The organism is Amycolatopsis sp. NPDC114504 (assembly GCF_055633595.1).
In genome coordinates this window covers 538,683-554,791 of record NZ_JBVKDU010000006.1, presented here as the reverse complement: position 1 = coordinate 554,791, position 16,109 = coordinate 538,683, and the positions used below count along the sequence as shown (strand labels likewise).

General features: G+C 69.2%; 16 protein-coding genes. 9 read left to right on the top strand and 7 right to left on the bottom strand.

The window, feature by feature from the left end; genetic code table 11:
- Positions 1-9 precede the first annotated feature (9 nt).
- Both ACZ7PG_RS44390 and ACZ7PG_RS44385 read right to left on the bottom strand, forming a co-directional pair.
- On the bottom strand, positions 10-1,515 hold the full coding sequence (locus ACZ7PG_RS44390; RefSeq protein WP_470245221.1) for a 1,4-alpha-glucan branching protein domain-containing protein: 1,506 nt from the start codon (positions 1,513-1,515) through the stop codon (positions 10-12).
- Positions 1,512-2,285: a class I SAM-dependent methyltransferase gene (locus ACZ7PG_RS44385; protein WP_470245220.1), complete on the bottom strand. Its 774-nt coding sequence runs from the start codon at positions 2,283-2,285 to the stop codon at positions 1,512-1,514. Before ACZ7PG_RS44385 ends, ACZ7PG_RS44390 begins: the two co-directional genes overlap by 4 nt.
- A 53-nt stretch (positions 2,286-2,338) precedes the next feature.
- Between ACZ7PG_RS44385 and ACZ7PG_RS44380 the strand changes: the two genes are divergently transcribed.
- Entirely contained in the window at positions 2,339-2,764 is a 426-nt protein-coding gene (locus ACZ7PG_RS44380; protein WP_470245219.1) for a hypothetical protein, read from the top strand.
- Here ACZ7PG_RS44380 and ACZ7PG_RS44375 read toward each other — a convergent pair.
- On the bottom strand, positions 2,742-3,587 hold the full coding sequence (locus tag ACZ7PG_RS44375) for a DegV family protein (RefSeq protein WP_470245218.1): 846 nt from the start codon (positions 3,585-3,587) through the stop codon (positions 2,742-2,744). The two genes, ACZ7PG_RS44380 and ACZ7PG_RS44375, sit on opposite strands and share 23 nt — an antisense overlap.
- A gap of 243 nt (positions 3,588-3,830) precedes the next feature.
- Between ACZ7PG_RS44375 and ACZ7PG_RS44370 the strand changes: the two genes are divergently transcribed.
- From ACZ7PG_RS44370 to ACZ7PG_RS44355, 4 genes are all read left to right on the top strand, one after another.
- Entirely contained in the window at positions 3,831-4,616 is a 786-nt protein-coding gene (locus tag ACZ7PG_RS44370; RefSeq protein WP_470245217.1) for an electron transfer flavoprotein subunit beta/FixA family protein, read from the top strand.
- A 29-nt stretch (positions 4,617-4,645) separates the two neighbouring features.
- A complete protein-coding gene (locus ACZ7PG_RS44365) occupies positions 4,646-5,605 on the top strand; it encodes an electron transfer flavoprotein subunit alpha/FixB family protein (protein ID WP_470245216.1) in 960 nt (319 codons plus the stop codon).
- Between the two features lie 159 nt (positions 5,606-5,764).
- A complete protein-coding gene (locus ACZ7PG_RS44360; RefSeq protein ID WP_470245215.1) occupies positions 5,765-6,547 on the top strand; it encodes a GNAT family N-acetyltransferase in 783 nt (260 codons plus the stop codon).
- Complete coding sequence (locus tag ACZ7PG_RS44355) at positions 6,544-7,428, top strand: lysophospholipid acyltransferase family protein (RefSeq protein ID WP_470245214.1); 885 nt, start codon at positions 6,544-6,546, stop codon at positions 7,426-7,428. Before ACZ7PG_RS44360 ends, ACZ7PG_RS44355 begins: the two co-directional genes overlap by 4 nt.
- Before the next feature lie 161 nt (positions 7,429-7,589).
- Here the strand turns inward: ACZ7PG_RS44355 and ACZ7PG_RS44350 are convergent, their stop codons facing one another.
- Positions 7,590-8,492: an NADP-dependent oxidoreductase gene (locus tag ACZ7PG_RS44350; protein WP_470245213.1), complete on the bottom strand. Its 903-nt coding sequence runs from the start codon at positions 8,490-8,492 to the stop codon at positions 7,590-7,592.
- A gap of 150 nt (positions 8,493-8,642) precedes the next feature.
- Between ACZ7PG_RS44350 and ACZ7PG_RS44345 the strand changes: the two genes are divergently transcribed.
- From ACZ7PG_RS44345 to mnmA, 4 genes are all read left to right on the top strand, one after another.
- Positions 8,643-9,926: a helix-turn-helix transcriptional regulator gene (locus tag ACZ7PG_RS44345; protein ID WP_470245212.1), complete on the top strand. Its 1,284-nt coding sequence runs from the start codon at positions 8,643-8,645 to the stop codon at positions 9,924-9,926.
- 44 nt (positions 9,927-9,970) lie between these two features.
- A complete protein-coding gene (locus ACZ7PG_RS44340) occupies positions 9,971-11,338 on the top strand; it encodes an MFS transporter (RefSeq protein ID WP_470245211.1) in 1,368 nt (455 codons plus the stop codon).
- Positions 11,339-11,402: 64 nt separating this feature from the next.
- Positions 11,403-12,599, top strand: coding sequence for a cysteine desulfurase family protein (locus ACZ7PG_RS44335; protein WP_470245210.1), 1,197 nt, complete (start codon positions 11,403-11,405; stop codon positions 12,597-12,599).
- Between the two features lie 5 nt (positions 12,600-12,604).
- On the top strand, positions 12,605-13,696 hold the full coding sequence (gene mnmA / locus ACZ7PG_RS44330; protein WP_470245209.1) for a tRNA 2-thiouridine(34) synthase MnmA: 1,092 nt from the start codon (positions 12,605-12,607) through the stop codon (positions 13,694-13,696).
- A gap of 7 nt (positions 13,697-13,703) precedes the next feature.
- On the opposite strand, the gene ACZ7PG_RS44325 is transcribed toward mnmA, so the two are convergent.
- The 3 genes from ACZ7PG_RS44325 to ACZ7PG_RS44315 form a co-directional block, all read right to left on the bottom strand.
- Positions 13,704-14,981: a DUF222 domain-containing protein gene (locus tag ACZ7PG_RS44325; protein WP_470245208.1), complete on the bottom strand. Its 1,278-nt coding sequence runs from the start codon at positions 14,979-14,981 to the stop codon at positions 13,704-13,706.
- A 229-nt stretch (positions 14,982-15,210) separates the two neighbouring features.
- On the bottom strand, positions 15,211-15,663 hold the full coding sequence (locus tag ACZ7PG_RS44320) for a GNAT family N-acetyltransferase (RefSeq protein ID WP_470245207.1): 453 nt from the start codon (positions 15,661-15,663) through the stop codon (positions 15,211-15,213).
- Positions 15,664-15,673: 10 nt separating this feature from the next.
- Complete coding sequence (locus ACZ7PG_RS44315) at positions 15,674-16,075, bottom strand: GNAT family N-acetyltransferase (protein ID WP_470245206.1); 402 nt, start codon at positions 16,073-16,075, stop codon at positions 15,674-15,676.
- Positions 16,076-16,109 lie beyond the last annotated feature (34 nt).

Genomic DNA, 16,109 nt, shown 5'->3' with positions numbered 1-16,109 from the left:
GAGTCCCTTTCAGTCGTGCTTCAGCGCCCGGGCGTCGAGGTGCCCGAACGGTCCGTCGTCGGCGCGGTAGGCGGCCGCCAGCTCCTCGGCCCGTGCGCGGTCGCCGCGTCGCAGCGATCCGGCCAAGGCGTCGAAGCGCTCGGTGTGCACCGCCGCGCGGCGGCGCGCGTAGTCCGCGGCGGAGTCCTTAGTGACCATGAAAGCCCAGTCGCTCTCCAGCGCTAGCATCGCCTCGGCCACGGCCTGGTCGGCGACGGTGTCCCGCGCCGTGGTCGGCAAACCGGCAACGAGCGAGAGGAGCCGCTCCTGCAGCGCGGTGTTGGCGTCGACCATGTCCTTGACCTGCTCGCCGTCCCAGACGCGCCAGTCCTTGCCCGACCCCCACGACGACGCGGGCAGCGCGATCGGCTCCCCGACGAGCCCCGCGTCGAGCGCGCCCTTCAGCGTCGTCACGCGGACGCCCGCCTCGGGCAGCGCGCGCAGCACGCCCTCCAGCCAAGCAGGCCCTTCGTGCCACCAGTGCCCGAACAGCTCCGTGTCGTACGCGGCGACCACGAGCGCCTCGCGTCCGTGTTGCTTCTTCAGCGAACGCAGCCGCGTCACCACGGTGTCGACGAAATCCTTGACGTGCAGTCCCAGCACGTCCGCGGCCAGCGACGGGTCGTACGGCGCCTTGTCCGGCGGCTCGACCGTCTTCCCGGTGACGCGCGACGCCTTGAGCCCGACCTCGTGCGCCCAGGTGTGGAAGTCGCGGTACGCGGCGTGGCCGGGGTAGCCGGCCTTCGGCGACCAGACGCGGTAGGTGACCTCGAGGTCTCGCCCGAAAGCGACCACGTCGCTGTCGCCGACCGGGCGCGCGGCCCAGGTGTCGCCACGCAGCGACGGCCCGTCGACCATGAAGCGCCGCACGCCGGCGGCCGCGTAGTCCGTTTCCATACCAGGCGCGTAGCCGCACTCCGGCGCCCAAATCCCTTCCGGCCGCGAGCCGATCCGCAACGCCGTGTCGTCGAGGCCGGCGTTCAGCGCGAACTCGCGCACCCGCGGGTCCAGCAGCGGCTGGAACGGGTGGGCCAATGGCCCGCCGAGCAGCTCGATCGTCGAGTTGTCGACCAGCGAACGAAGGATGGGGGAGAAGCCGTGGCGCCAGCGGGTGCCCAGCTCCTCGGCCGCGCGGACCGCGGTCCGGTGTTCGGCCGCCGCCAGCTCGCGCAGGACCGGGTCGCCCCGCCACAACGTCGACGCGTGCTGGGCCCGCAGCTGCCAATGGCCGAGCCAGTCGTGGAACGCGCGGATGCTGTACGGGTCGTCGAGCTGCGCGGCGAGCACCGGTGTGACACCCAGCGTCAGCACGTCTCGTCGGCCTTCGGCGGCCAACCGCTCGAGCAGGTCGACCATCGGCAGGTACGAATGCGCCCACGCCTGGTAGAGCCATTCCTCGCCGACCGGCCAGCTCCCGTGGTGCGGCAACCACGGCAGGTGGCTGTGCACGACGAGGCAAAAGGTGCCTTCGTTCATCGGCGCACCGCCACGGCGACCAGGTCGAGGCTGGCGTCGAGGTCATCGCCGTGGATGTCGAACCCGGTGGCCTCGATCGCGGCGACGTCGGCGAGCAGCGCCTGCGGCCAGACGGCCTGGCCGGGCAGCGAGCCCATGACCACGTCGAGCTGGGCGTCGATGATCGACCCGCCGTAGCGCTCGTCGAGCGTGCGGACGGCCTCGCCGTGGTGCAGGCCGTGGAGCGCTTCGACGTCGAAACCGGCGTCGACAAGCAGTCCCTCGAGCTCGGCCGGCGCCAGCTCCCGGGTGTGGAACGGGTTCAGCGGCGTGTCGCTGTCCGGGGTGAATGTCAGCCGGTTCGGCGTCGTGACCAGCAGTTTGCCGCCCGGCGGCAACACCCGCCGGCACTCGGCGAGGAACCCGGCCTGGTCCCACAGGTGCTCGATGACCTGAAAATTGGCCACGACGTCGACAGCGCCGTCGCGCACCGGCAGGAACGCCAGGTTCGCCCGCGCGACGGCGAGCTCGGGGTAGCGGCGGGTGACGTGCTCGGTCGTCGGCACGTCGTAGTCGAGCGCGAGCACCCGGCGGGCGGTGGTCGCGAGGAGGCTCGCGCCGTAGCCCTCGCCACAGCCGGCTTCGAGCACCGTCGCGTCCGCGCAGTGGGGGAGCAGGGCGAGGTAGGCGGCCTCGTGGCGGCGGAACCAGTAGTTCTCCTCGGCGATGCCGGGGACGGTCCGTTCGCCGGTCAGGTGCAGCGCCTCGGCCCGGGTGGCTGGGGTGGTCACCTCCGCGACCCTAGCGGGTGTCACGTCCGGCCCGGCCGTCTCGTTCCGTGGTCATGCAACGGACAATCACCCGCGTTCTGCTCGTCCTCTTCGGCCTGATCGAGGTCCCGATCGGACTGTGGCCGCTGATCACACCAATGGGCTTCTACCAGGACTTTCCCGGCGTCCGCACGGGCTGGGTCTCGATGGACGGCCCCTTCAACGAGCACCTGCTGCGCGACTTCGGCGGGCTCAACCTGGCGCTCGCGGCGACGCTGATCGGCGCCGCCGTGATCGGCACCACAGCCGCGGCCCGGCTGGCTTCGGTGGCGGCGCTGCTCTACAGCGTTCCGCACTTCGTGTACCACCTCGGGCACGTGTCGCATTTCGAGACGATCGACCAGGTGCTCATCATCGCGCTCACGGGGCTCACCGTGCTGGTGCCGCTCGTGCTGCTGGTGATTCCGGGTCGCCGGGTCAGTACACCGGTGACACCGTGATGCCGAGCGCGCCCGGGCCGAGGTGCGCGCCGATGACTGTGCTCGCTTCGACGACCATGCTCTCGGCCATCGCCGGCACCCGGCGTTCGATCTGCCGGCCGATCTCGAGTTCGTGGTCGCTCGCGCCGAACCGGGTCACGGCGATGTCGGCGCGGAAGCCGCCGGACTTCTTGACCGCGAGATCGACCATCTTGGCCAGCGCCCGCCGCGTGCCGGGGACGCGGGCCAGCGGCGCGACCTCGCCGTCCTTGACCGTGAGCAGCGGCTTGATCGAGAACGCGGTGCCGACCATCGCCTGCGCGGCGCCGATCCGCCCGCCTCGGCGGAGGTACTCCAGCGTGTCGACGTAGATGAACTCGGTGCTGGTGAAACACCGACGTTCGGCGGCCTCGATGACCCGGTCGGCGTCCGCGCCCGCCGCGGCCGCGCGGGCCGCCGACACCGCGGCGAAGCCCAGGCTCATCCCGGTCGTGCGGCTGTCCAGGATGTGCACCGGGATGCGGACCTGCTGGGCGGCCTCCCGGGCCGCGCGGACGGTGTCGGACATGCGGCCGGAGATGTGGATGCTGACGATCGCGGTCGCGCCGGAGGCGGCCGCTTCCTGGTAGGTCCAGAAGAACGCCCCCGGATCCGGGGGCGAAGTGGTGATCACGTGCCCCTCTCTCATGGCGTCGATCACCTCGCCGCGGTCGAAGCGGTTTTCGTCGTCGAAGTGACCACCCAGGTTCAGCTGGATCTGGACGACTCCGATGGCCCAGCGGGAGGCGACGAGGTCGGGCAGGCAGGAGCTCGAGTCGGTGATGACGGCGATGCGCGAGGGCATGGTGGGGGAGGTTAATGCCTTACACCCACTGCGAGTAGGCCGTGGTTGGTCCGATCGGACGAACGGCAGTTCGGGTGGGGTAACCGGTCGACTACCGGGACGATGGTCCCATTAGGTTGCGCATCCAGGTGAATGGCGTCACCTCGGCGGGTCCTGAGCGCCGATTGGCCCTAATCTACCGGCCAGTAGAGCACTGACCCGTGGTGCGTCCGCGGGCCACAACCGGGAGGTCGAAGAAGACCCATGACCAACATCGTCGTCCTGGTCAAGCAGGTACCGGACACCTACTCGGAGCGCAAGCTCAACGGGTCCGACCACACCCTTGACCGCGAATCCGCCGACGCCGTGCTCGATGAGATCAACGAGAAGGCCGTCGAAGAGGCGCTTAAGATCAAGGAAGCCGGCGAGGGTGAGATCACCGTGATCTCGGTGGGCCCCGACCGTGCGACCGACGCCATCCGCAAGGCGCTGTCCATGGGCGCCGACAAGGCCATCCACGTCTCCGACGAGGCGCTGCACGGCTCCGACGCGATCGCCACCGCCAAGGTGCTGGCCGCCGCGATCGCGAAGGTCGAAGGCTACGACCTGATCATCGCCGGCAACGAGTCCTCCGACGGCCGCGGTGGCGCCATCCCCGCGATCCTCGCCGAGCTCCTCGGCCTGCCGCAGGTCACCTACGCCCGTGAGGTCACGGTCGAGGGCACGACCATCAAGGCCGTCCGCGAGACCGAGGACGGCCTGACCCGCCTCGAGGCGACCCTGCCCGCGGTGGTGAGCGTCGGCGAGAAGATCAACGAGCCGCGCTACCCGTCCTTCAAGGGCATCATGGCCGCGAAGAAGAAGCCGGTCGAGACGTTCACCATCGCCGACCTGGGTGTCGACGCGGGCGAGGTCGGCCTCGGCAACGCGTGGTCCACCGTGACCGAATCCTCGCCGAAGCCGCCGCGCACCGCCGGTGAGAAGGTCGAGGACGAGGGTGACGGCGGTACCAAGGTCGCCGAGTACCTGGTCGGCCAGAAGCTCATCTGACAACGGCTCTTCGAGGAGGAATCAAGAACATGGCTGAAGTACTCGTCCTCGTCGACCACGTCGACGGTGAGGTCAAGAAGGTCACGCTCGAGCTGCTGACCGCGGCCCGCGCGCTCGGTGAGCCGTCGGCTGTCGTCGTCGGCCCGACCGGGACCGCCGCCAAGGCGAAGCAGGCGCTTGCGTCCCACGGTGCCGCGAAGGTGTATGTCGCCGAAGGTGACGACGCCGCGAACTACCTGGTCACGCCGAAGGTGGACGTGCTCGCCGCGCTGGCGCAGCAGGCGTCCCCGGCCGCCGTGCTCGTCACCGCCAGCGGTGAGGGCAAGGAGGTCGCCGCCCGCCTGGCCGTGCGCCTGGGCTCCGGCCTGATCTACGACGCCGTGGGCGTCAACGGCGACGGCGTCATCGACCAGTCCATCTTCGGTGGCGCGTTCTCGGTGAAGTCGAAGTCCGCGAAGGGCGCGCCGATCGTCTCCATCCGCCCGGGTGCGGTCGAGACCGAGCCGGCCGAGGGCGCGGCGGCCGAGGAAGCCGTCGAGCTCCCCGCCACCGACGCGGCGAAGTCGACCAAGATCACCGGCGTCGAACCGGTGACCGGCGGTGACCGCCCCGAGCTGACCGAGGCCTCGATCGTGGTCTCGGGTGGCCGCGGTGTCGGCTCGGCGGAGAAGTTCGACGTCGTCGAGAAGCTGGCCGACTCGCTCGGCGCGGCTGTCGGCGCGTCGCGTGCCGCTGTCGACTCCGGCTACTACCCGGCGCAGTTCCAGGTGGGCCAGACCGGCAAGACCGTGTCGCCGCAGCTGTACATCGCGCTCGGCATCTCCGGCGCGATCCAGCACCGCGCCGGCATGCAAACGTCGAAGACGATCATCGCCGTCAACAAGGACGCGGAGGCGCCGATCTTCGAGATCGCCGACTTCGGCATCGTCGGCGACCTGTTCAACGTCGCGCCGCAGCTGACCGAAGCGGTCGAGAAGCGCAAGGGCTGATCGATCGCTCCGAAGGGCCTTCCGGGACCACCCCGGAAGGCCCTTCGCGCGTTTCCGGGACCTGAGAGAAGCCTGAGAACCCGCCATTAACTGAACGTGCACTAATCGGTCATCGGATGGCACTCTCCGCGGTTTCCTCCGCGCGGGTAAACCTTGACCATGACGACGTCACAGCTCCTCGTCAGCACTGATCAGGCGGGTGCCGACCTTCCCTCGGACGCTCCCCGGTACTCCCTTCTCGTCGCCCACGCGAACGAAGAAGTGGTCGCCGCGCAGAAGCTGCGTCACCGGGTTTTCGCCGAGGAGATGGGCGCGCGGCTGCACTCGCCGATCGCCGGCCTCGACGCCGACGAGTTCGACGAGTTCTGCGACCACCTCGTGGTCCGCGACGACAACACGGGCGAAATCGTCGGCACCTATCGGATGCTGCCGCCGGACCGCGCCGCGCAGGCCGGGAAGCTCTACGCCGACAGCGAGTTCGACCTGAGCGCGCTCGACGCACTTCGTCCGTCCCTGGTCGAAACCGGCCGGTCGTGCGTGCACCCGGACCACCGCAGCGGCGCCGTCGTCAGCCTGGTCTGGGCCGGCATCGCCCGGTACATGCTGCTGTCCGGCCACCGCTACCTCGCCGGCTGCGCGTCGGTCCCGCTGGTGGACGGCGGTTCGTTCGCCGCCGGCGTCTGGGACGTCCTGCGCACCAAGCACTACTCGGACGAGGCCACGCGCGTCTCGCCGCTGATCCCCTGGGACGCGTCGGGGATCGAACGTCCCGCCCGCTCGATCCTGCCGCCGCTGATCAAGGGCTACGTCCGGCTCGGCGCCAAGACCTACGGACCGCCCGCGCTCGACGCCGACTTCGGCGTGGCGGACTTCTTCGTCGTGCTGGACCTGCACAACGTCGACGAGCGGTACCTGAAGTTCTTCCTCGGAGTCCAGGTATGAGGCACGCCTGGATGCCGGCCTCGCCGTGCGGCGACGGATGTCTGACCGACGGCGAGCCGGTGGTCGGTTTCCCGCGGCGCGTGCTGCGCTTCACCGCGGCGATCCTCGTCGTTCTTTCGGCGCTGCTGTCGGCGCCCCTGTTGCTGGTGTCGTGGGGGCGCGAGCGCCGGATCCGGCTGATCTTCCGCGGCGTGCTGCGGGCGTTCGGCGTCCGGCTTGACGTTCACGGCGGCGAGGACTTCCTGACCGCGCCCGCCGGCCGTGGTGCGCTGGTGGTCAACAACCACATCTCGTGGCTGGACATCGTCGCGATCAACGCGTTGCGGCCGATGCGCGCGCTGGCCAAGAAGGAGATTGCCGGCTGGCCGGTACTGGGCGGCCTGGTCCGCCGCGGCGGCAGCATCTTCCTCGACCGCGAGCGGCTGACGACGCTGCTGGCCACGATGGCGTCGCTTGCCGACGCGCTGCGGACGGGCTCGCTGGTGAGCGTGACCCCGGAAGGAACCACGTGGTGCGGCCTGGCGTCTGGTCGATTCACGACGGCGACGTTCCAGGCGGCCATCGACGGCGGCGTCCCGGTCCGCCCGCTCGCGCTGAGGTACCGCCTCGCGGACGGCCGCGAGACGAGCCGCCCGGCGTTCATCGGCCCGGAGTCGCTGATCGCGTCCCTGCGCCGGGTCGCGGCGCTGCGCGGGCTGGTGCTCGAGATCCACATCTGCCCGGAGATCGCCCCTGGGCGCGCGGAGAACCGTCGTGAACTGGCGGCGCTCGCCGAGGCGTCGGTGCATTCGGCGCTGGGGACGGTGAAGATCCCGGCCCAGCAGCGGCGCCGGACCCCGCGTCCTCAGCCGGTCCCCCTGGCTTCGCCTCCCGCGAAGTGATCCGGGCCCTGTCGCCGCGATCCGGCGACAGGCCCGGGTTGGAAGGCGTTCGCGGTCTTGTGAGCGCGGGCCTGTCGTCGTGATCCGATGACAGGCCCGTTCGCCGCACTCGGGCGGTTCGGCCCCTGGCCTCCGCCGGCCGGACGGAGACGCTGGCTCGTTCAGCTGACAGCGAGCGTGAGCTTTCCGCCGGGATGCCCGTCTTCGCTCTCGACCTGTGCGGCGGCGGCTTCCGCGAGCGGATAGCTCTTGCCCTGGGCGATGCGGACCCCGTGGTCGGTCACCCAGCTCGCGATGCCGGTCAGGACCTCACGCGACTGCTCGCCTCCGCTCGAGAACGGAATGCCGAGCTCGAAAGCGGCACCGTCGGCGATGGTGACGATCCGGTCTTTCGTGCCCCGCAGCTCGACCGACCCGGGCAGCACCCCGTGTCCGGTCGTATCGAACACGGCGTCCACCGGTCCGGGCGCGGCCTCACGAACCCGGTCCGCCCAGCCGTCGCCGTAGAGCACGGGCACGACGCTTAGCGACTTCAGGTCGTCGAGGTTCCGGCTGCCGGCGGTGCCGATGACGGTCAGTCCCTTGGCGACGGCCACCTGCGCGGCGAACCGCCCGACCGTGCCGCTGGCGCCGTGGACCAGCAGCGTCTCGCCTTCGCGAACATCGAGCAGTCCGAGCACGCGAAGTGCCGTCTCGCCGGCGACCGGCAACGCCGCCGCGTCTGCCCACGAGATACCGGCGGGCTTCGGCGCAAGCGTTTTCGCCAGCGCGTACTCGGCGTATGCGCCGGTCTCGGACCAGCCGAACACCTCGTCCCCGACGGCGAAGTCCGCGCCCTCGCCGACGGCGTCGACGACACCGGCCACTTCGAGACCGGGGGTGTGCGGGAAGGAGACCTGGAAGTTCTGCTGCATGTAGCCGTTGCGGATCTTCCAGTCGATCGGGTTGATCCCGGCGGCCCGGATGGCCAGCCGTACTTGTCCCGGGCCGGGCTCGGGCACCGGTACCTCGGACAGCTGCAGGACGTCCGGCCCGCCGTAGGCGGAGAAGGTGATCGCTCGCATGGTGTTCTCGCGCTCCTCGGATTTGTGACTTCGAATGTCCTCCCCAAGGAGTCAACCCGCGCGGCTATTCCGCCGAACCACTCGGACGAGCAGTGTTCACTAGCCGGACGAGCAGGCCGCCGCGGCGCGGACGCGCCTACCTTGGGTCGCATGGACGCTTCCTGGTCGGATCCGCGACACGTGCTCGACGTCGTCGAACGGCTGCTGTCGGCGCCGCGGACCCATCTGCTGCTCCAGTTCTCGACCGAGCTGGGGAAGCTGATCCTGCACCGCGCGGCGGCCATGCAGACCGGTGACTGTCCGCGCAGCCCGCTCAAGGTCGTCGGTGACCAGGCGATAGCCGACGCCGTGACGAGCGTCGAGCTGCAACGGCTGGTCGACCGCAGTGAGCCGGGCAAGGCCCTGGTGGTCGACGGCGTGCTGGGCGGCGTCGAGCGCCGTCTCGTCCTGCTTTCGTCGATGCCGGCGGTCGGCCAGGGGGCAGTGCTAGCCGTCGTGCCCGAGGACACCGAGCTGCCGACGGCCGAGCTGGAGCTGGCCGCGCAGCTGTGGCACATCCTCAGCACCGACGCGGGCCAACGCGCGGCCGATCCGGGCCCGGACGTCCTGGCCAGCAACCTCGCGGCGGCCACTGCACGGGCCCAGGCGATCACGGACCTGGGCCAGACCCACGCGGCGACCTTGACCACGCTCCTGGCGGTGCTGCGCTCGGGACGCCTCTCCGACGCCGTCGCCCGCCGCACGGCGGTCGACCTGGCGACCGACGCGTTGCTCGACCTGAAGGTCGTCATCGACCGAGACCAGGCCCTTTCCGAGGAGCGAGCGGGCACGGCGTTCGCCTTGCTCAGGACCCAGCTCGCCGACCTGGTCCGGCACACCGAGGTCGACGTCGACCTGGTCGACCCGGCTAGCGACGCGTCGCTTCCGCAGGACATCGCCCACACGGCGCGGACGATGACCCGCGGGCTGGTGCTCGCCGCCTTGGACCGCCCGGCGACCACGCGCCTGCGGGCGTCGTGGCGGCTCGACGGCCCGGTGTTGCGGATCACGGTCCGCGACGACAGTCCTGAGGTCGCCGGCGCGATCCCAGCCCGCGGCTTGACCGAGCGGCTCACCGCCCTCGGCGGCCACTGGGAGGTCGACGCGGTGCCGGGCTGGGGCACTACGGTCACCGCGGTCCTGCCACTCGGCGTCGCCGAACCGCCGGAGCTGCGTCCGCTCGACCGGCTCAACCCGCGCGAGGTCGAGGTCCTGACGGGAATCTCGCAGGGCCTGCGCAACCGGCAGATCGCCGAACAGCTGCAGCTCAGCGAGCACACGGTGAAGTTCCACGTCCGCAACATCCTGGACAAGCTGGACGTGAGCTCCCGCGGCGAGGCCGCCGCACTGGCCCGCGACCTGCGGTTGGAGCCGGTGGCGCACCGCACGGCCTAAACCGGCTTGACCTCCAGCGGGCTGGAGGTTGCACGCTGCTGATCATGGCATCGACGCTCGACTCCGCTCCCCGTCGCCGCAGCGTGCTCTGGACTGCGGAACATCGCCTGACCACGATCGCGCTGCTGCTCGTGGTCACGTTGGTCGCGTTCGAGAACATGGGCGTCGCGACGGCGATGCCGACCCTGGTCGCCGACCTCCATGGATTGTCGCTGTACTCGTGGCCGTTCACGACCTTCCTCATTTCGAGCGTGGTCGCGACGGTGCTGTCAGGCCGGATCGGCGACCGCCTCGGCCCGGCGCCGGCCCTGCTGGCGGGGCCGGTGTTGTTCGCGGTGGGCCTGGTCGTGGCGGGTACGGCGAGCGGGATGCCGACGTTCCTCCTCGGCCGCGCGCTGCAGGGCTTCGGCTCGGGGTTGCTCCTGGTTTCGGTCTCGCTCCTGATCGCGTTGACGTTCACCGACCAGGAGCGCCCGGTGATCTATGCGGCGAACGCCGCCGCTTGGGTCTTGCCGGCAGTGATCGGGCCGTCCGTGGCCGGTGTGCTGACGGTCAGCATCGGCTGGCGCTGGGTCTTCCTCGGTCTCGTTCCGCTGGTGGTCATCGGTGTGACGATGCTGGTGGTGGTCGTGCGCCGCCTCCCTGCGCACTCGCCATCCACCAGCGGGCGCCGCGCGGGCGTGGTCCAGGCGATCGTCGCGGCCCTCGGCGTCGCAGCGCTGACGTGGGCAGCCCAGCACCAGTCGCTCCTCGCCCTCGTCTATGGCACGGCCGGGCTCGTCGCGCTGGGCTATGCCCTCCGGACGCTGCTCCCGACCGGAACGCTGTCATCCCGCCCCGGCCTCCCGACGGTCGTCGCCTCCCGCGCCCTGATCGCCGGCGCGTACGCCGGGATGGAGGCGTATCTGCCCCTGACGATGAGCGCGGTCCACGGCTACAGCCCGGCCCTTGCCGGCCTGCCATTGACCATCACGGCGCTGGGCTGGTCAGCGGCCTCGGCGGCGCAAGGCCGGTTCCTCAACTGGTCCAGGGAGGCATCGCTCCGCACAGGGTTCTGGCTGGTCGCGGCTGGTTTGGTCTGCTTCGGCCTCGTCTCCCAGCCCTGGTTCCCCGCCTGGACGGCGTTCATTGCCTGTGCGGTTGGCGGCGCCGGCATGGGGATCGCGATGCCGGCGATCTCCGTCCTCCTGCTCCGCTATTCACCTGAGGGTGAGCGCGGCTTCAACACCTCGGCGGTGCAGCTTGCCGACTGGGTGGGTTCCGCGCTGCTCATCGGTCTGGGCGGCGTTCTGTTCGGCGTGGTGGGCTCCGTGCTCGATCCCTCACCGGCGATGGCCCTGCTCACGGTGGCCTTAGTGACCCTCGCTCTGCTGGGGGTCCGGTTGACCGGACGTTGGCCGTCGAAGGTGTGACAGGCCACTTCGAGGCCCAGGGTGGGCTTCGTCACGCGGTGGAGCGGACTACCCTGATGGAGCGATGACCTATCTCGACCACGCGGCGACCACTCCGATGTTGCCCGAAGCCGTAGCGGCGATGACCGAGGCGCTGTCCAACGTGGGCAACGCCTCCGCACTGCACTCTTCGGGCCGCCGAGCTCGGCGAATGGTCGAGGAAGCCCGCGAAACCATCGCCGACGCCCTGGGCGCCCGCCCCTCCGAGGTGATCTTCACCGGCGGCGGCACCGAGAGCGACAACCTCGCGCTCAAGGGCATCTTCTGGGCCCGCCACGACGAGCAGGAACAGCGTCGCCGCATCCTGGTCGGAGCCGCGGAGCATCACGCCGTCCTCGACACGGTCGAATGGCTGGAATCCCACTGCGGCGCCGCGATCACGCTGCTGGAAGTCGACAGCCAGGGCCGCGTCTCGCCCGATACCCTCCGTGCCGCCATCGCTTCAGATCCCGACTCCGTGGCGTTGGTGACGGTGATGTGGGCCAACAACGAGGTCGGGACGATCAATCCGATCGCCGACCTGGCCGCCGTCTGTGCCGAGTTCGACATCCCGCTCCACACCGACGCGGTACAGGCCGTCGGCGCTGTCCCGGTCGACTTCGCGGCCAGTGGTGCCGCCGCACTCACCTTCACCGGGCACAAGCTCGGTGGCCCCTTCGGCGTGGGCGCCCTCCTGCTCGGCCGCGACGTAACGTGCGTACCCCTTCTGCACGGTGGAGGCCAGGAACGCAGCGTTCGCTCCGGCACACTCGACGTCCCGGCAATAGTCGGTTTCGCGGCTGCAGTCCGGGCAAGCGTCGCGACCCGAGCCGATTACGCGAAGCGTGTCGAGGAACTCCGCGACGGACTCGTCGAAGTCATCCAACGCGAAGTACCTGACGCCATCCTCAACGGCGAAGACGGCGAGCGGCTGCCCAGCCACGCTCATTTCACATTTCCTGGTTGCGCCGGCGACAGCCTGTTGATGCTGCTCGACGCCAAGGGCATCGAATGCTCGACGGGGTCCGCGTGCACGGCGGGCGTCGCTCAGCCGAGCCACGTCCTGCTCGCCATGGGTGCCGACCCTGCGGCGGCTCGGGGTTCTCTCCGTTTCTCCCTCGGTCACACCTCCACTGCCGCGGACGTCGAGGCGGTCGCCGCCGAGATCGGCGGAGTCGTCACGCGCGCCCGGCAGGCCGGCCTGGCCGGAATGCGCAAGCAGAACGAGAAGCAAGAGGTGTAGAGGCAATGCGGGTTTTGGCCGCCATGAGCGGAGGAGTGGACTCGGCGGTGGCTGCCGCGCGTGCGGTCGATGCCGGGCATGACGTCGTCGGCGTGCACCTGGCGTTGTCGGCCAAACCCGGCACCTTGCGGACCGGGTCACGCGGGTGTTGCACGATCGAAGACTCGCACGACGCCCGGCGCGCCGCCGACATCCTCGGAATCCCTTTCTACATCTGGGATTTCGCGGAGCGCTTCACCGAAGAGGTTGTTGAGACCTTCGTCGGTGAATACGCCGCCGGACGCACGCCGAACCCGTGTGTCACCTGTAACGAGAAGATCAAGTTCGAAGCTCTCCTCGAGAAGGCGATGGCGCTCGGCTTCGACGCGGTCGCGACGGGCCACTACGCGCGCCTCTCCGTGGTGGACGGCGTGCCTGAGCTGCGTCGCAGTGCTGACAGTGGCAAGGATCAGTCCTACGTGCTCGCCTCCCTCACCGCCGAGCAGCTCAGCCATGCCATGTTCCCTCTGGGCGACTCGTGGAAGACCGACGTGCGTGCCGAGGCGGAGCGGCGCGGTCTGTCTGTCGCCAACAAGCCGGACAGCCACGACATCTGCTTCATCCCGGACGGTGACACCAAGAAGTTCTTGGAGAACCGACTGGGCCAGCGTCCTGGCGAACTCGTGGACGCGGAGACCGGCGCAGTGCTCGGCCGGCACACCGGGGTGCACGGCTTCACCGTCGGACAGCGCAAGGGGCTCGGGATCGAGGCCCCGGCGCCTGACGGCCGTCCTCGATATGTCCTGTCGCTCGAACCGGTTTCCGGCTCCGTCAAGGTCGGTTCCGCAGCGGAGCTCGGGATCAAGACGATCGAGGCCGACCGCGCGATCTGGCCAGGTGGTGAGCCGCTGACCGAACCGACCGAATGCGTGGTACAGGTCAGGGCACATGGAGGCATCGCCGACGCGGTCGCCGACGTGGATTCCGACACCATGACGGTGCATCTTCGCGAGCCGCTGCGCGGGGTCGCCCCGGGCCAGGTCGTCGTGCTCTACCGGCCGGATGCCGAGGACGGGGACATCGTTCTGGGCAGTGCGAAGATCTCGGGTACGCGCTGACTGTCGGTCATAGCCGTGGCTTCTTGCGGCTTCGGTTCACTCGTCGGCCGGAATGCATTGACGGCGGTTTCGTCGAGTGGGTCCGGCCGGCTGGTGTCGCGACGTTCACCGTGCCATCAGATGTGACTTCGTAGTCCCAACCGGGCTGGCTCTTCAGCCTGCGGTGTCGAGGGCAGTACGTGATCGGCTGATCCGCGGTTTCTTTGGCCTCGCCTTGCGCACGGGTCGGTTCGATTGCGCAGTTCTGCGCAGGGCGCGTGCATCCGGGCTGCCGGCACTCACGGTCCCGGACCCGGATGAACTCGTCGTGCGCCGGATCCAGCGGGTACCGCGTCGGCGACAGCTCGATCGCTTGGCCGGTACGCGGATCGGTGAGGACTCGTCGGAGCGTTGTGTCGGAGCCGCTGATGATGCGACGGGCCACTGATGCCGCGATGGGGCCGCGTCCAGCCAGGGCCGCCGGGAAGTCGTTCACGCCGAGGTACGTGGCCAGGTCGACGTGTAGGAACACTTCGGTGCGCTCGCTTGCGCCACCTGTTCCGCTGAGCAGCAGATCCATGGCGACGTCCGCTCGGAGCTGGTCCAGTGTTCGAGACTCCTCAGGAGTCTTCAATGCTCGAGCTGCTCGGTCGATACGTGCGTACGCCGCAGTTGCCTTCTCGGTAGGCGCGTTGTTGATCGAAAGACTGGTCACGCCGGTGTCCTGGTGGTGCAGAGCCAGCCGCCGTTCGACGAGACTCCGTTCGGTGCGCTGCGCCGCTCCCTCCGGATCCGCTTTCGCGGCTGCGTAGGCCGCGGCCCGGCGGACCTGAGTGGCATTGCGTCCTGGGACGCGATCCTCGAGCGTAGCGTCGACGAGGAGTACGTGATCTCTGGACAGCCATGCCGTCGCATCCGTGACTTTCATGGCGCGGTAGAGGTCGAGCCGGCCGTCGTCCATGAGGTTGAGCATGCGGGGAAGGCGGGCGATCAGCGCGTTCGCCGCCGAGACCATGGCACCGGCCCGGTGTTCCGTGATGGACAAGGCCAACGCCACTTCGGAAGCGGTGCCGGGCGCCCGTCTCCGGCGCACGCTGAGGTCTGAGATCGCCCGTAGCTGCAGGGCTTGCAGCTTGGAGATCTCCGCATCGGTGACGCGGATCAGGTCGACGACCTGTTCGTCTTTCATGCGTTGCAACACATCCGGGTCAGCGCGGACCGTTGTCAGCACGAACGGGAGCTTGTCGTAGATGTTCGAGGAGTCAGTGGGAGGGGTGAGTTTGCGGAGCGGCTGGGAAGGTGACATGAGTCCGACGGTACGAGGACTCTCGGGAAATGTCACCGAGATTCAGAAGAATGGGTGGTAAAAGGGAGCGAACGGTCCGTTCGCGCCCTTCGCGACTTGACGTACTCGAATTGATTCGGAATGGTTCGCGTGGGTGGGCGTGCGCGTCACTGATTCCGGGAGGAGGATCGATCGATCTTAGGTCCTATATGGACGGATGAGAAACTTTATGTGCCAACGCCTTCGACGCTCAGAGCTTGAGCTTGAACCCGGTGTGGCTTGGGGCAAAGCCCAGTCGCTCGTAGAACCGGTGTGCGTCGGTCCTCAAGACATCCGACGTGAGCTGCACGAGCGCGCATCCGCGTCGTCTCGACTCGTCGATCGCCCAGCGCATGAGGTCGGCGCCGAGGCCGGAGCCGCGATGGTCGGCATGGATCCGGACAGCCTCGACCTGGCCGCGAAGAGCGCCGCGCCGGGCGAGACCGGGGATGATCGTCAGCTGCAAGGTTCCGACCGGTTCGTCGGCGGAGGTCACGACGACCAGAAGCTGGTTCGGATCGGCATCGATTTGCTCGAAAGCGTGCAGGTAGGGCTCGAGGTCATGGGGATCGTCGCGAGCCGCACCGAGCTGGTCGTCCGCCAGCATGCGCACTATCGCACCGATGTCCTCACGCCGTGCCTTGCGGATGGTGTAGTCGCTCACGGCGCCAGTATCACAGAACTCGGGTGAACCCTTGATAGCTCTGCTCGAACCCGAAGCGTGCGTAGAAGTCTCGCAGGTCGGCGCGCGCGAGACCGGAATCGAGGTGAAGACGGCTGCAGCCTCGTCGACGGGCTTCGTCGATACCCCAGGTCAGAAGTGCGCTGGTCACTCCGCGCCGAGCGGCTCGGATGCCTTCGAGCAAACCGCGAGTCGCGCCTTCCCAGGCGAGTCCTCGCAGCACCGTCAGTTGCGCGGTACCAGCGACGCCGTTGTCGTCCTCGGCGACGACCAGTGTGACGTACGGGGTGGTCATGAGTTCGCGAAGTGCGGCTGCCAGCGGCTCGCCCGGTGCGCCGAACAGACGCACGAGCGCCTCGATGTCCGTCGCTCTGGCACGTCTGATGACATCCATTTCACCCAGTATGCAGGACGCCGGTCGAGCGTCG

What these genes read in the sequence shown, in the direction of transcription:
- ACZ7PG_RS44390 (WP_470245221.1), bottom strand. Translation starts at nt 1,515, where the DNA reads ATGAACGAAGGCACCTTTTGCCTCGTCGTGCACAGCCACCTGCCGTGG.
- ACZ7PG_RS44380 (WP_470245219.1), top strand. Translation starts at nt 2,339, where the DNA reads ATGCAACGGACAATCACCCGCGTTCTGCTCGTCCTCTTCGGCCTGATC.
- ACZ7PG_RS44375 (WP_470245218.1), bottom strand. Translation starts at nt 3,587, where the DNA reads ATGCCCTCGCGCATCGCCGTCATCACCGACTCGAGCTCCTGCCTGCCC.
- ACZ7PG_RS44370 (WP_470245217.1), top strand. Translation starts at nt 3,831, where the DNA reads ATGACCAACATCGTCGTCCTGGTCAAGCAGGTACCGGACACCTACTCG.
- ACZ7PG_RS44365 (WP_470245216.1), top strand. Translation starts at nt 4,646, where the DNA reads ATGGCTGAAGTACTCGTCCTCGTCGACCACGTCGACGGTGAGGTCAAG.
- ACZ7PG_RS44360 (WP_470245215.1), top strand. Translation starts at nt 5,765, where the DNA reads ATGACGACGTCACAGCTCCTCGTCAGCACTGATCAGGCGGGTGCCGAC.
- ACZ7PG_RS44355 (WP_470245214.1), top strand. Translation starts at nt 6,544, where the DNA reads ATGAGGCACGCCTGGATGCCGGCCTCGCCGTGCGGCGACGGATGTCTG.
- ACZ7PG_RS44350 (WP_470245213.1), bottom strand. Translation starts at nt 8,492, where the DNA reads ATGCGAGCGATCACCTTCTCCGCCTACGGCGGGCCGGACGTCCTGCAG.
- ACZ7PG_RS44345 (WP_470245212.1), top strand. Translation starts at nt 8,643, where the DNA reads ATGGACGCTTCCTGGTCGGATCCGCGACACGTGCTCGACGTCGTCGAA.
- ACZ7PG_RS44340 (WP_470245211.1), top strand. Translation starts at nt 9,971, where the DNA reads ATGGCATCGACGCTCGACTCCGCTCCCCGTCGCCGCAGCGTGCTCTGG.
- ACZ7PG_RS44335 (WP_470245210.1), top strand. Translation starts at nt 11,403, where the DNA reads ATGACCTATCTCGACCACGCGGCGACCACTCCGATGTTGCCCGAAGCC.
- mnmA (WP_470245209.1), top strand. Translation starts at nt 12,605, where the DNA reads ATGCGGGTTTTGGCCGCCATGAGCGGAGGAGTGGACTCGGCGGTGGCT.
- ACZ7PG_RS44325 (WP_470245208.1), bottom strand. Translation starts at nt 14,981, where the DNA reads ATGTCACCTTCCCAGCCGCTCCGCAAACTCACCCCTCCCACTGACTCC.
- ACZ7PG_RS44315 (WP_470245206.1), bottom strand. Translation starts at nt 16,075, where the DNA reads ATGGATGTCATCAGACGTGCCAGAGCGACGGACATCGAGGCGCTCGTG.